Source organism: Bacillus sp. SD127 (assembly GCF_058566445.1).
Genome location: NZ_CP191226.1, coordinates 119701 through 133265, shown reverse-complemented (window position 1 = coordinate 133265; position 13565 = coordinate 119701). Strand labels below are relative to the sequence as shown.

Annotated in this window: 11 protein-coding genes; 8 read left to right on the top strand and 3 right to left on the bottom strand. The window is 44.5% G+C overall.

All coding sequences use genetic code 11. From position 1 onward, the window contains the following. Positions 1-42 precede the first annotated feature (42 nt). Positions 43-1500: a lipase gene (locus ACQVGS_RS00745; RefSeq protein ID WP_491831865.1), complete on the top strand. Its 1458-nt coding sequence runs from the start codon at positions 43-45 to the stop codon at positions 1498-1500. A 14-nt stretch (positions 1501-1514) separates the two neighbouring features. Then, positions 1515-1925 carry a hypothetical protein gene (locus ACQVGS_RS00740; protein ID WP_044160136.1) on the top strand — a complete coding sequence of 137 codons (411 nt, stop codon included), beginning with the start codon at positions 1515-1517 and terminating at the stop codon, positions 1923-1925. A gap of 143 nt (positions 1926-2068) precedes the next feature. Here ACQVGS_RS00740 and ACQVGS_RS00735 read toward each other — a convergent pair whose 3' ends face one another. Further along, the gene (locus ACQVGS_RS00735) at positions 2069-3100 is read right to left on the bottom strand and encodes a polysaccharide pyruvyl transferase family protein (protein WP_024123479.1); all 1032 of its coding nucleotides are present in this window, start codon (positions 3098-3100) and stop codon (positions 2069-2071) included. A gap of 88 nt (positions 3101-3188) precedes the next feature. Then, positions 3189-4337 carry a glycerate kinase gene (locus ACQVGS_RS00730; RefSeq protein ID WP_491830710.1) on the bottom strand — a complete coding sequence of 383 codons (1149 nt, stop codon included), beginning with the start codon at positions 4335-4337 and terminating at the stop codon, positions 3189-3191. 193 nt (positions 4338-4530) lie between these two features. On the opposite strand from ACQVGS_RS00730, the gene gntR reads away from it, so the two are divergent. The 6 genes from gntR to ahpF all read left to right on the top strand — a co-directional run bounded on the left by gntR (position 4531) and on the right by ahpF (position 12006). Further along, positions 4531-5262 (top strand): gluconate operon transcriptional repressor GntR, encoded by a 732-nt coding sequence (gene gntR / locus ACQVGS_RS00725; RefSeq protein WP_010332563.1) that lies wholly within the window; start codon positions 4531-4533, stop codon positions 5260-5262. Further along, on the top strand, positions 5255-6796 hold the full coding sequence (gene gntK / locus ACQVGS_RS00720; protein WP_106019861.1) for a gluconokinase: 1542 nt from the start codon (positions 5255-5257) through the stop codon (positions 6794-6796). The genes gntR and gntK overlap by 8 nt, the downstream gene beginning before the upstream one ends. Positions 6797-6824: 28 nt before the next feature. Further along, positions 6825-8171: a gluconate permease GntP gene (gene gntP / locus ACQVGS_RS00715; RefSeq protein WP_106019862.1), complete on the top strand. Its 1347-nt coding sequence runs from the start codon at positions 6825-6827 to the stop codon at positions 8169-8171. A 25-nt stretch (positions 8172-8196) separates the two neighbouring features. Continuing rightward, positions 8197-9609, top strand: a complete 1413-nt coding sequence (gnd, locus tag ACQVGS_RS00710; RefSeq protein WP_106019863.1) for a decarboxylating NADP(+)-dependent phosphogluconate dehydrogenase — start codon at positions 8197-8199, stop codon at positions 9607-9609. A gap of 290 nt (positions 9610-9899) precedes the next feature. Continuing rightward, positions 9900-10463, top strand: coding sequence for an alkyl hydroperoxide reductase subunit C (ahpC, locus tag ACQVGS_RS00705; protein ID WP_024123485.1), 564 nt, complete (start codon positions 9900-9902; stop codon positions 10461-10463). 13 nt (positions 10464-10476) lie between these two features. After that, positions 10477-12006, top strand: coding sequence for an alkyl hydroperoxide reductase subunit F (gene ahpF, locus ACQVGS_RS00700; RefSeq protein WP_024123486.1), 1530 nt, complete (start codon positions 10477-10479; stop codon positions 12004-12006). Between the two features lie 106 nt (positions 12007-12112). On the opposite strand, the gene bglA is transcribed toward ahpF, so the two are convergent. After that, positions 12113-13552: a 6-phospho-beta-glucosidase BglA gene (bglA, locus tag ACQVGS_RS00695; protein WP_106019864.1), complete on the bottom strand. Its 1440-nt coding sequence runs from the start codon at positions 13550-13552 to the stop codon at positions 12113-12115. Positions 13553-13565: the final 13 nt, after the last annotated feature.

Here is a 13565-nt window from a genome sequence, read left to right as displayed (position 1 = left end):
GATATGTAAAGATTAGGAGTGTTGCGATTGTCTCATAAATACATGTCTAAAAAATTAACCGATGAAGATTTCAACCTGATTTCAAATAATGCTTATAAAATAGGAAAATACCATGTTGGAGAAACCATTGAAGTCAGTAATGGAGAAAAATTATACGTTATCGATTATAAAAAAACAGAAAAGGGCCTTAACGCTCTTACTCTTGTTTCTCGTGAGGATTACCGTAATTCTCATGAAGGCAAACACCCTGAAAAAATCCAAAACGCCATCATCGCATACCGCGGGTCAGAACCTATCAGCACTAACCAATTAAAAGAAACGATTAAGGAAACAAATCAGCGTGGAAAAAGAGAAGAGCTCATTAAAGAACTAGAGAAAAAAGGGATCAATATTCCAGCTGAAGAAGATGGGTCTTCTTTTGACTCAGTAACAGGTTTCTCTGAATATGCAAATGAAATCATCCAAGATTGGCTTCACATGGATACTAGTTATCTAGTTGGCAAAAAGCCGTTTGATGATGGAACAGATAACCAGGCCATTCAGGCAGATCAATATGCAAAAAAAATACATAAAGACTTTAAAAATGCTGACATTCAAGTAACGGGTCACTCATTAGGCGGATCTAATGCAAGCTATGCAGTCGTGATGAATGACTTTATAGAACGCGGTGTCACTTTCGAGAATCCTAACATATATGAAAACCTGCCTGAGGATGTAAAAGCCCGAGCGTTAAAGGGAGAGTTTCGCAGCCGTTTAACAGAATATATTAATTTAAATGATGGATTATCCTTGCTGAATCGGGATGCTGCTGAAGTAGGCAAAGTAAAAGTGATGTATGACGAAGCTTTGCCGAATGGTGTACAGAATAATAGCCTCCCTGATGAAGTGAAAATGCTGGGCCTTGGACTTAAACATTATGGCAATCAATCTCTTGATATTACACTATTTGCTGAAGCCTTGATGGGAAGTCACGGCTTGGATCGATACAGCTTCCATTCAGATGGCTCTGCCCAAACTGTGGATGATGTTTTAAAGAACAACCCTGACTTTGCATTAGCGATGCTAAACCAAATGAAATCAACGAATGTGAAGGCCAATACAGGTGTTTCGATTCTGATCAAATCACATGTATTAATGAATACAAGTACTCAGTTGAAACATATTGCCGAAACGGAATGGTCAAAAATGATTCGCCAGATTGAAAGAATTGATGACAAAGTAAAGGATTCAATTGAGGATGTCAGGAATATGCATACACGAATGGTTGGTTTTGGCGCCTATGACGAATTATCAGTTTCCGATGTCGATGATCTGATCAATCAGATCAAGATGAACAAACCGCACCACCTTTTTTACTCAAAAGAAAAATATGATCAGGCAGTAGATGCAGCGCTCAATCTGCAACACTTTCTGCAGATGATTGCAGATGATCTCGGACATATGGGACATGCGTATCATGATGCAGATCTGGCAGCGGCCAGTCGAATGGGGATTTCATAAGGAGAGAAAGATACATGGATTTTATGAATAAGAAACCAACAGATGCTGACCGTTTTATGCAAAAAATGACGAGTCAGCATTCAAGCACTTCAATTTTTTCAAATGCTGATGTAAATACCTCTGAAATGACACCTGAACAATTGGCGGCGTTTAAAGAGAAGAAGCGACAAGAACAAAAATTGGCGTTGATGAATTCAATCAAAAAACAATTAAGCTATGCATTTCAGGAAGACCGTAAGAATTTGTCTTCGATCCTTGAAAACATTACAGATGCCGAGCAGGCTATAAAGACAAAACGAGAAATCCTTAACCATCATATGTCTGGAAAAGCAATAGATAGTGTCACTGATAAAATGAAAGATCACCTTTCATTTGATAAAGTTTATTCTGATGTTTCGAGTGTAATCAATTCCATTGGCTTATAAGGTAGAGAGTCAATATAGCTTAAAATAAAGAAGATATCATCTCCGACGAAGCGGCGCAGCGAGAACGAATCACGGATGAAACTGTTCGCCTGGAAAACGATCATTAGCACAAAAAGCAGACTGTTCCCAGTCTGCTTTTCCCATTACGATCTAAAGAAATCAATCAGCGGCTGAAAATCCTTAGACAAATCAACGTCATTCGGCTCTGCTTGAAGCAGGCGGTCAATCATTTGCTCTAATTCCTCAATATCATTTTTATCTGTGTATTCAATGAAGTTTAAGCTTTCAAGCCAATCCCGGTATGAATGTTTGGCTTTGCCGTAGCTATTTCCAAAGACGAGGCATGGCGTTTTTGTGATAATCGAAAAGATCATAGCGTGAAGGCGGTCTGTCACCACCAATTTACTGGAACCAATGCGGTCGAGCATTTCCATGAAATGCTTTTCCCGATCCTCGTAATCAATCATATCGACCGTATCAAGCACCGTGTCTGTACGCTCCGCATAGGTTGTTTTTTCTGCCCATTTCATCATGTGTGAAATAAAATCTTCATCGGTTACCTTCTCCTTGTCCGCTCTTAAAATAAAAAGAACGCCGTCCCGTTCAAGCTCTTTCGGTACGATATCCAAAGACAGCACCATATCAGGTGTAAAGATGACATCTGAATTGAAGGTTTCTTTCACAACATCGAGCGTCTGTGTCTCCCGCGCGGCAATCGTTAAATTTGGATTTTGATGGTACGCATCCTGTGTTTTTTTCTTTTCTTTGTTTCCGTCCTCTGTATCTTCAAAATAGACGGATTGCGGAAGAGAAATGGATTTGTAGTCTTTAAACGCTGCAAATACCTTCCTTCTGTCCTCCTCAATATCAAGGTAAAGGTTCCCCAGATTTCCTCCGCCGGTAAAGCAGACAATATCGTCTTCACGGATGATCTCCTTCACCAATTCGATGCCTTCGTCCGTCGCGTAGTCCATAATTTCAATATATTCATAGTACGGAAAATGATTTTTAATAAATTTCTCTTCCGCATACGCAATCGCTTGGTCTCCGATGTTTGTGTAACTCGGGGAACCAAACAAAAATACTTTTCGTTTATCGTTTAATAAGGCTTCGGGTTTTACATTCGGCGCGATCCCTTTACCTAGTTTTTTGCCTTTGATTTCTTGTACAGTCATGTCTGTGTCCTCCTTCTAGGTTGTGCTTGGTTATCTGTCTGTACCCAGAAAGGAGGGTGAATATGCACGGGCATGTGCTTGACTGGCTTTATATCAGATACATCGATTTCGCCAGTTTTAAAGATGCCGCAATGTTTCTTGCCGTTCTTTCCATATTCTCGGCTGCATGCCCAAGTGCGTCTGCAAGGGGCACGGCTCCCGGCACGATGCTGAAAAGGGCATCCATCCCGTGTGCATAGACCGCATCACTGTCTCGCGAAACTGATCCCGCAAGTCCAATGACAGGCACATCGTATGCCTTAGCCGCTTTGGCCACGCCAATCGGCGTCTTGCCGTAAACTGTCTGGCTGTCAATCCGCCCTTCGCCGGTAATCACAAGATCTGCATCCTGAACCTTGCTTTCAAACTGAACCGCATCGAGGACGATATCAATGCCTCTTTTCAAATCAGCACGGAGAAAAGTAAGCAGACTCCATCCGAGACCGCCTGCTGCACCGGCGCCCTCTGTTTCCCTGAAGCTTGTTTCAAGCGTTGTTTCTGCCACATCCGCAAAGTGAGACAGGTTCCGGTCAAGTATACGCACCATGTCAGGCGTGGCGCCTTTTTGAGGACCGAAAACAGCGGAAGCCCCTCTTGGCCCTGTTAACGGGTTATCCACGTCGCAGGCGACTTCGATTTTTACATTTCGTAATCTGGGATCAAGTCCTGCCATATCTATTGAAGAAAGCTGAGAAAGCGCACCGCCTCCGGGTCCAATTTCATGGCCTGATTCATCAAGAAGCCTTCCGCCCAGCGCTTGAACCATCCCGGCTCCGCCATCGTTTGTGGCGCTTCCGCCGATTCCGATGATCAAATGCTCTGCACCCGCATCAAGAGCGGCTCCGATTAATTCTCCCGTTCCTCTAGTAGAAGTGGCAAACGGATTTCTCTTCTCTGCGGGCACAAGGTGCAATCCCGATGCGGCAGCCATCTCAATCACAGCCGTTTTTCCGTCTCCCATTAGGCCAAAAAACGCTTTTACCGGTTCCCCGAGCGGACCCGTAACCATCTGCTCTTTTATGATTCCGCCTGTGGCATCGATTAATGACTGTACCGTTCCCTCACCGCCGTCCGCCATCGGCAGCTTCCGATATTCAGCATTCGGGAAAACTGTTTTGAAGCCTCTTTCTATGGCGTGAGCCGCCTCCAACGCTGATAAGCTTTCCTTAAAAGAATCTGGTGCAATAATGATTTTCATCCAATCGCCTCTTTCAAAAAGTGATGATTTACAGTGTCTTTTCTTCAATTTACCATAATTACTTTTGGCGATATATACCAATTTACCAGGAAAAATTTTATTAAAAATTAGAAATGAAAGTGTTTGCATTAATAAAACATTCACGTTATCATACTTGTATACAAGTATACTCCTTAGTGAAGAAGGTGAGCGTATGCTAGACTCCAAGGACCTGTTATATCCCGCAAAATGGCTTTCAAAAGCGTCAACCGGCGTTCGCGTTGCTTGCGAGCTGAGAATGCGAATTATTTCAGGCATGATTGAAAGCGGTACCATTCTATCAGAAAATACAATCGCGGCTGAGTTTTCCGTAAGCCGTTCGCCGGTTCGCGAAGCGTTAAAAATACTGGCTTCCGAAAAAATCATTCGTTTAGAACGAATGGGAGCGGTTGTGATTGGGTTAACTGAAAAGGAAATCGCAGAAATATATGACGTGCGTTTATTATTAGAAACGTTTGTCTTTGAACGGCTTGTCAAAATCGACGTTGAGCCTTTAGTCAAAGATCTCAGCAAGATTCTAGAAATAATGAAAGTCTCCATCAAATACGAGGACGCGGACGAGTTTTCATTTCAGGATGTGTTATTCCATGAAACGATTATCCGCGCCATTGATCACTCATACATTCAGATGATCTGGAACAATCTAAAACCCGTAATGGAAAGCTTTATTCTTTTATCAATGCGGGTACGGTTAAAGGAAAAGTACGAAGATTTCTCAAGGATTCTGGACAACCATGAGCTATATATTCAAGCGATCAAAACAAAGGACAGGGCGCTGATGGTTCAGTCTCTGCACCAGAATTTTGACGATGTGCAAGAAAAAGTAGAGGACCTCTGGCTCTCACAACAAATGCTGGCAAAAGGAGCTGAACACCAAAATGACTAGTTATATGTTAGGAATCGATATCGGTACGACCAGCACAAAGGCTGTATTATTCACTGAAAACGGAGACGTGGTACAGAAAGAAAGCATCGGCTACCCGCTCCATACACCGGACATCTCAACAGCTGAACAAAATCCGGAAGAGATTTTTCAGGCTGTCATCCATACAACAGCAAAAATCACGAAACAGCACCCGGAAAAACAAATCTCATTTATTTCCTTCAGCAGCGCCATGCACAGCGTCATTGCCATGGACGAAAATGATCAGCCGCTAACGCCATGCATCACGTGGGCAGACAACCGAAGCGAAGGCTGGGCGCATAAGATTAAAGATGAGCTCAATGGGCATGAGGTTTACAAACGAACAGGAACACCCATTCATCCAATGTCACCGTTAAGCAAAATTACATGGATCACAAACGAACGAAAAGAAATTGCTTCTAAAGCCAAAAAATATATCGGCATCAAAGAGTACATTTTTAAACAGCTATTTAATGAGTATGTAATCGATTACTCATTGGCATCAGCGACAGGGATGATGAACCTGAAAAGCTTGGATTGGGACGAGGAAGCACTGACGATCGCAGGCATTACGCCGGATCACTTATCCAAACTCGTGCCGACAACCGAGATCTTTCAGCACTGCAGCCCGGAATTAGCGATCCAGATGGGAATCGATCCGGAAACACCTTTTGTCATCGGCGCAAGCGACGGCGTACTGTCCAATCTCGGCGTCAATGCCATTAAAAAAGGAGAAATCGCCGTTACGATCGGTACGAGCGGCGCTATCCGAACCATTATCGACCAGCCGCAAACCGATGAAAAGGGGAGAATTTTCTGCTACGCGTTAACGGACAAGCATTGGGTCATCGGCGGTCCGGTGAACAATGGAGGCATCGTTCTTCGCTGGATCAGAGATGAATTTGCTTCGTCAGAAATCGAAACAGCAACAAGACTGGGAATTGACCCATATGACGTGCTGACGAAGATTGCTGAACGCGTCAGACCGGGTTCTGACGGCCTGCTGTTCCACCCGTATCTTGCCGGGGAACGCGCTCCGTTATGGAACCCGGATGTACGCGGCTCATTTTTCGGCCTGACCATGTCACATAAAAAAGAACATATGATACGTGCAGCATTAGAAGGGGTCATTTACAACCTGTACACTGTGTTCCTGGCGCTAACAGAATGCATGGACGGACCGGTCACCCGAATTCAAGCGACTGGCGGCTTTGCAAGATCAGAGGTTTGGCGGCAAATGATGTCGGACATATTCGAATCTGAAGTCGTCGTTCCCGAAAGCTACGAAAGTTCATGTCTCGGCGCCTGCATTTTAGGCCTGTATGCGACAGGGACAATCGATTCGTTCGATGCCGTGTCCGACATGGTCGGCAGCACGTACAGACATACGCCAATTGAAGATTCGGCCAAAGAATATAGAACATTAATGCCGATTTTCATTAATCTCTCAAGATCATTAGAAAATCAATATACCCAAATTGCAAATTATCAAAGAAGCCTAATTACACACAAATAGCACATGACATGAAGGGGAGGGCATTACCATGCCGTTAATCATTGTTGCACTTGGGATCCTAGCTTTACTGATTTTGATTATGGGCTTAAAATTAAACACATTTATTTCATTACTGATCGTATCATTCGGCGTGGCACTGGCACTTGGGATGCCGTTTGATAAAGTTGTCAGTTCCATTGAAGAAGGTATAGGGGGGACACTTGGCCACATCGCACTCATCTTCGGACTCGGTGCGATGCTGGGCAAGCTGATTGCTGATTCAGGCGGCGCACAGCGTATAGCAATGACGCTCGTCAACAAATTCGGCGAGAAAAATATACAGTGGGCTGTTGTGATTGCTTCCTTTATTATCGGAATCGCGTTGTTCTTTGAAGTAGGATTGGTTCTATTAATCCCGATCGTATTCGCTATTTCAAGAGAATTGAAGATTTCTATTTTATATCTCGGTATTCCGATGGTCGCAGCATTATCCGTCACACACGGGTTCCTGCCGCCGCACCCGGGACCGACAGCAATTGCCGGAGAATACGGCGCAAATATCGGGGAAGTACTGCTGTACGGCTTCATTGTTGCTGTTCCGACAGTCCTGATTGCAGGGCCAATATTTACAAAGTTCGCGAAAAAAATCGTCCCTGCATCATTTGCGAAAAACGGAAATATTTCGTCACTCGGCACACAAAAAACATTCAAGCTTGAAGAAACACCAGGCTTTGGAATCAGTGTGTTTACAGCAATGCTTCCGATTATCATCATGTCGATCGCAACCATCATTGATTTGCTTCAGGAAACAATAGGATTTGCGGATAACAGTTTCCTGGCTTTCATCCGTTTAATCGGGAATGCATCGACTGCCATGATTATCTCACTGCTCGTTGCTGTTTACACAATGGGAATCGCACGCAACATTCCAATCAAAACCGTCATGGACTCTTGTTCTACAGCCATCTCGCAAATTGGCATGATGCTGTTGATCATCGGGGGAGGCGGCGCCTTTAAACAAGTGTTAATCAACGGCGGTGTCGGCGACTACGTAGCAGATCTATTCAAAGAAACGGCATTATCACCGATTCTGCTGGCATGGCTCATCGCAGCGATCCTGCGCATCTCCTTAGGATCAGCAACCGTTGCCGCATTAAGCACGACGGGGCTCGTCATTCCATTGCTGGGACAGTCCGATGCCAACCTTGCATTAGTGGTGCTCGCAACAGGCGCAGGAAGCGTCATCGCTTCACACGTCAACGATGCCGGCTTCTGGATGTTCAAAGAATACTTTGGATTAAGCATGAAAGAAACATTTGCCACATGGACCTTGCTGGAAACAATTATCTCCGTTGCTGGACTAGGATTTATATTATTGTTAAGTTTAGTTGTATGAAATTAATGAAGGAGATGTAACACACATGTTCAATACAATTGGTGTCATAGGCTTAGGCGTAATGGGAAGCAATATCGCCTTAAACATGGCAAATAAAGGCGAAAAAGTCGCCGTCTATAATTACACCAGGGATTTAACGGACCAGCTTGTGAAAAAGCTGGATGGACAATCGCTGAGCCCGTACTACGAGCTTCAAGATTTTGTTCAATCACTAGAAACACCAAGAAAAATCTTTCTGATGGTCACAGCGGGAAAACCGGTCGATTCCGTCATCCATTCGTTAATGCCTTTGCTTGAAGAAGGAGACGTCATCATGGACGGAGGCAACTCCCACTACGAAGACACAGAAAGAAGATATGACGAGCTGAAGGAAAAAGGAATCGGCTACTTGGGAATCGGCATTTCCGGCGGTGAAGTCGGCGCATTAAAAGGGCCTTCCATCATGCCGGGCGGAGATCGAGACGTTTATGAAAAAGCCGCTCCGATCCTGACCAAAATCGCCGCACAAGTCGGAGAAGACCCATGCTGTGTCTACATCGGACCAAAAGGGGCAGGGCACTTTACAAAAATGGTGCACAACGGCATTGAGTATGCAGATATGCAGCTGATTGCTGAAGCCTATACATTTCTTAGAGAAACGCTTCGTCTGCCGCTCGAAGAAATCGCCAGCATCTTTGAAATGTGGAATCAAGGTGAGCTGAAAAGCTATTTAATAGAGATTACAGCGGAGATTTTACGGAAAAAGGACGAACATACAGGTCAGCCGCTGATCGATGTCATTCTTGATAAAACCGGCCAGAAAGGCACAGGAAAATGGACAAGCATGCAAGCTATTGATAACGGCATTCCATCCGCTATTATCACCGAGTCCTTGTTTGCCCGCTACCTGTCGTCCTTAAAAGAAGAACGTATGGCGGCTGAACCATTGTTAGCCGGTCCGGAAACAGAGGAAAAACATTACGATAAGGATCTCTGGATCGAATACGTCAGACAAGCCTTATACATGGGAAAAGTATGCGCCTACGCACAAGGCTTTGCTCAATATAAAATGTCATCTGAGCTTTACGGATGGAACCTGCCGCTTAAAGACATCGCTTTGATTTTCCGCGGCGGCTGCATCATCCGCGCGGATTTCCTGAACGTCATCAGCGAAGCATTCCAAGAGCAGCCAGATCTCTCAAACCTGCTGATTGCACCTTATTTTTCAGAAAAGCTTAAAGCTTATCAGACAGGCATGCGAAAAGTCGTTTGCGAGGGAATCAGCGCCGGAAGCGCATTCCCATGCTTAAGCACCGCGCTCTCTTACTACGACGGCTACCGCACAGGGCGTTCCAACGCCAACCTGTTACAGGCGCAGCGCGATTATTTCGGCGCCCATACGTACGAGCGGACAGATATGGATGGCGTTTTCCATACCAATTGGTCTGATGCAAACTAATAGATAAGGCTGACAGCTGGAGCTTTTATACCAGCTGCCAGCTTTTTTTATAGGCTAAACTCACATATCACAACTAATTGAGAATCAGACATATAAAATTTGAATATTTGTCAAAGTGCAATTTATGCTGATCACACCAGCACTTTCCTACACGATGAAAGGAAAAAGAGAAAATAATTAAGGGGTTTTGTCTTGACAAAAAATATATATTAATTAATAATTCATATATAATTAGAATTATTATTGAAAGCACTATTGCTTTCTAAACCATTTTTAGGAGGAATAACATTATGTCTTTAATCGGTAAAGAAGTACAACCATTCGAAGCAAAAGCATTCAAAAACGGTGAATTCATCGATGTAACAAACGAATCTCTAAAAGGTCAATGGAGCGTATTCTGCTTCTACCCAGCAGATTTCTCTTTCGTATGCCCAACTGAGCTTGAAGATCTTCAAAACCAATACGCTGCACTTAAAGAATTAGGTGTTGAAGTGTACTCTATCTCTACAGATACTCACTTCGTACACAAAGGCTGGCATGACAGCTCTGAAAAAATCGGCAAAATCACTTACGCAATGATCGGTGACCCATCTCAAACGATCTCTCGCAACTTCGATGTTCTTGACGAAGAATCTGGTCTTGCTGACCGCGGAACATTCATCATCGATCCAGATGGCGTGATCCAAACTGTTGAAATCAATGCAGGCGGTATCGGCCGTGACGCAAGCAACCTGATCAGCAAAGTAAAAGCAGCACAATACGTTCGTCAAAACCCAGGTGAAGTTTGCCCGGCTAAATGGGAAGAAGGCGGCGAAACTCTTACACCTAGCCTTGATCTAGTAGGTAAAATCTAAGGAGTGCATTCAATTGGTACTTGATCCAAATATCAAAGCACAATTAAATCAATACATGCAGCTAATTGAGAACGACATTGTTCTCAAAGTGAGTGCAGGTGAAGATGACACTTCTAAGGACATGCTGGCTCTCGTTGATGAGCTGGCTTCCATGTCATCTAAAATCACTGTTGAAAAAGCTGAATTGAACAGAACGCCAAGCTTCAGTGTGAACCGCGTCGGAGAAGACACTGGCGTCACTTTCGCCGGTATTCCTCTGGGCCACGAATTCACATCATTAGTGTTGGCGTTGCTCCAAGTGAGCGGCAGACCGCCTAAGGTAGATCAGAAAGTCATTGATCAGGTGAAGAAGATCAGCGGTGAATACCACTTTGAATCTTATATCAGCCTGACATGCCACAACTGTCCTGATGTTGTACAAGCTTTAAACATGATGAGCGTACTGAACCCGAACATCACTCACACTATGATTGACGGTGCGGCATACAAATCAGAAGTTGAAAGCAAAAACATTATGGCAGTGCCAACGGTTTACCTAAACGGCGAATCCTTCGGAAGCGGCCGTATGACCCTCGAAGAGATTCTTGCGAAAATGGGCAGCGGCGCAGATGCATCTGAGTTCGCTGACAAAGATCCTTACGACGTTCTTGTTGTCGGCGGCGGACCTGCCGGCGCAAGTGCAGCCATTTATACGGCACGTAAAGGAATCCGCACAGGTGTTGTCGCTGAACGCTTCGGCGGACAGGTTCTCGACACACTGAGCATCGAAAACTTCATCAGCGTAAAAGCAACTGAAGGACCGAAGCTTGCTGCAAGTCTTGAAGAGCACGTGAAGGAATATGATATTGATGTCATGAACCTTCAGCGCGCAAAACGACTTGAGAAAAAAGATCTGTTCGAACTTGAACTCGAAAACGGTGCTGTCCTGAAAAGTAAAACAGTCATCCTTTCAACAGGTGCCCGCTGGCGCAATGTCAACGTACCTGGTGAACAAGAGTTCAAAAACAAAGGTGTCGCATACTGCCCGCACTGTGATGGACCATTGTTTGAAGGCAAAGACGTAGCCGTTATCGGCGGCGGAAACTCTGGTATCGAAGCAGCGATTGATCTTGCAGGTATTGTTAATCACGTCACTGTGCTAGAGTTCGCGCCGGAACTGAAGGCAGACGAAGTCTTGCAAAAACGTCTCTACAGCCTGCCAAACGTCACTGTACTCAAAAATGCACAAACAAAAGAAATCACAGGCGATCAAAGCGTAAACGGCATCACATACACAGACCGCGAAACAGGCGAAGAAAAACACGTTGAACTCCAAGGTGTATTCGTCCAAATCGGTCTCGTGCCAAACACTGAATGGTTAGACGAAACCGTTGAACGTAACCGCATCGGCGAAATCGTAGTCGACAAAAATGGCGCTACAAGCGTCCCAGGCTTATTCGCTGCCGGCGACTGCACAGACGGTCCTTACAACCAAATCATTATTTCAATGGGATCAGGAGCGACTGCCGCTTTAGGCGCGTTTGATTACCTTATCCGTAACTAATATGAAAAGCCGCTATGCTGCTCGAGCTGCAGTATAGCGGCTTTTTTTGCACATCAAAAACCCGAACCAGGCACTTCGGTTAAGTGCTCGATTCGGCCCATCTGCTTTATAATTCCTCACCATTCGTTTGAATGACGTTTTTGTACCACTCAAATGAATCCTTCTTATACCGCTTCATGGATCCGTTTCCTTCGTTGTCACGATCGACATAGATCATGCCGTAGCGTTTTTTCATTTCGCCTGTTGTGAAGGAGACGATATCAATAATGCCCCACGGCGTATAGCCGATTAAATCTACACCGTCATAAGTGACCGCTTTTTCCAGTGCTTCAATATGTGATTTTAAATATTGAATACGTTCCGGATCATGGATGGTACCGTCCTCTTCAAGCGTATCAACCGCCCCAAAGCCGTTTTCAACGATGAATAATGGAATTTGGTATCGATCATAGAGACGATTTAATGTGTATCTTAAACCAGTCGGATCAATCGCCCAGCCCCAGTCACTGGATGTGATGTACGGATTTTCAACACTATTCGGCAGCCCGCCGTTTACGACATCTCCCGTATTGTCATTTTCGACATCGCTTTTCACAGTTGTCGACATATAATAACTGAAGCCCAAATAATCGACTGTTCCATTTCTCAAAATCTCGTCATCGCCATCTTCGATCGTGATATTGTATCCTTCTCTTTCAAACTCTTTTAGCGCATACTTTGGATAATAACCGCGAACCTGCACATCCGGGAAGAAATAACGCTGTCTCATTTCTTCTTCAGCAAGCATCACATCTTCCGGATTAGCGGAGTAAGGATAAATTGGCACGTGTGACACCATAGCCCCAATTTGGAACTCAGGGTTGATTTCTTTTCCTTTTGCCACTGCCAATGCGCTTGCAAGTAACTCATGGTGCGCCGTTTGGTACATGACTTCCTTGGCATTTTCATTTTCTCCGACCACAACTCCTGAGTTCGTCCATAGGAACAGAGGGTTGTTCACATCCATCTGGTTATTGATCTCATTGAATGTCATCCAGTACTTCACTTTATCTTTATATCGGTTGAAGCAAACCTCAGCAAATTTGACGAAAAAGTCTACGACTTTGCGATTTCTGAAGCCGCCGTATTCTCTTGCCAGATGCAGCGGAAGTTCAAAATGAGACAGGGTAATCACCGGCTCGATTCCATGCTTCAGCAATTCATCAAATACATTATCGTAGAACTGCAAGCCTTCTTCGTTCGGTTCAGCCTCATCGCCTTTCGGGAAAATCCGGCTCCAGCCGATGGACGTCCGCAAGCATTTTAATCCCATTTCCGCAAACAAAGCGATATCTTCCTTGTATCTGTGATAAAAATCAATGGCTTCATGGTTCGGATAAAATTCGTTCTCTTCAATGGAATCCGTGATTTTTCTCGGTACGCCGTGCGCACCCGCTGTCATCACATCGACGACACTTGGCCCTTTACCGCCCTGATTCCATCCGCCTTCAAATTGGTGGGCAGCTAAAGCGCCGCCCCATAAGAAATCCTTCGGCATTTTTTCCATCTTATATTCCTCC

What these genes read in the sequence shown, in the direction of transcription:
- ACQVGS_RS00745 (WP_491831865.1), top strand. Translation starts at nt 43, where the DNA reads ATGTCTAAAAAATTAACCGATGAAGATTTCAACCTGATTTCAAATAAT.
- ACQVGS_RS00740 (WP_044160136.1), top strand. Translation starts at nt 1,515, where the DNA reads ATGGATTTTATGAATAAGAAACCAACAGATGCTGACCGTTTTATGCAA.
- ACQVGS_RS00735 (WP_024123479.1), bottom strand. Translation starts at nt 3,100, where the DNA reads ATGACTGTACAAGAAATCAAAGGCAAAAAACTAGGTAAAGGGATCGCG.
- ACQVGS_RS00730 (WP_491830710.1), bottom strand. Translation starts at nt 4,337, where the DNA reads ATGAAAATCATTATTGCACCAGATTCTTTTAAGGAAAGCTTATCAGCG.
- gntR (WP_010332563.1), top strand. Translation starts at nt 4,531, where the DNA reads ATGCTAGACTCCAAGGACCTGTTATATCCCGCAAAATGGCTTTCAAAA.
- gntK (WP_106019861.1), top strand. Translation starts at nt 5,255, where the DNA reads ATGACTAGTTATATGTTAGGAATCGATATCGGTACGACCAGCACAAAG.
- gntP (WP_106019862.1), top strand. Translation starts at nt 6,825, where the DNA reads ATGCCGTTAATCATTGTTGCACTTGGGATCCTAGCTTTACTGATTTTG.
- gnd (WP_106019863.1), top strand. Translation starts at nt 8,197, where the DNA reads ATGTTCAATACAATTGGTGTCATAGGCTTAGGCGTAATGGGAAGCAAT.
- ahpC (WP_024123485.1), top strand. Translation starts at nt 9,900, where the DNA reads ATGTCTTTAATCGGTAAAGAAGTACAACCATTCGAAGCAAAAGCATTC.
- bglA (WP_106019864.1), bottom strand. Translation starts at nt 13,552, where the DNA reads ATGGAAAAAATGCCGAAGGATTTCTTATGGGGCGGCGCTTTAGCTGCC.